The sequence below is a fragment of the Vagococcus proximus genome (assembly GCF_029143285.1).
Lineage (GTDB): Bacteria > Bacillota > Bacilli > Lactobacillales > Vagococcaceae > Vagococcus_D > Vagococcus_D proximus.
Genome location: NZ_JAPDSH010000020.1, coordinates 1 through 349 on the forward strand (window position 1 = coordinate 1; position 349 = coordinate 349).

Here is a 349-nt window from a genome sequence, read left to right on the forward strand (position 1 = left end):
CTCTGTTCCGTAAGGATTACTTCTAACACCGTCATTTTTACTAACTACTTCCGCTTTGTAGTCTACTTTCTCACGGGCCACTACTGTATAAAAGGCCCTTAAAGCATCACGATCTAAGTATCCTAACACTTTTCCATTTTGTTCTACTTTATACCATATTGACCCTGATGACACTTTAACTTCTTCTTTAGCATACATGTCTTGACCATAATATTTACTTGACATCGCTATATAGTCTGATCCGAACATTCCATATGGCAATGTTCTAAGACCATCATTTTTTGTAATAACTATGCCGCCAAAATCAATTACTTTTTTATTCACGATTGTATTATATTTTTTCAATGCA

At 34.4% G+C, this 349-nt stretch carries 1 protein-coding gene; it reads right to left on the reverse strand.

Translation table 11 applies throughout. From position 1 onward, the window contains the following. A partial coding sequence (locus OL233_RS11315) for a GW dipeptide domain-containing protein (protein WP_275472403.1) occupies window positions 1–324 on the reverse strand: 324 nt, incomplete at its 3' end. Between the last annotated feature and the right edge of the window lie 25 nt (window positions 325–349).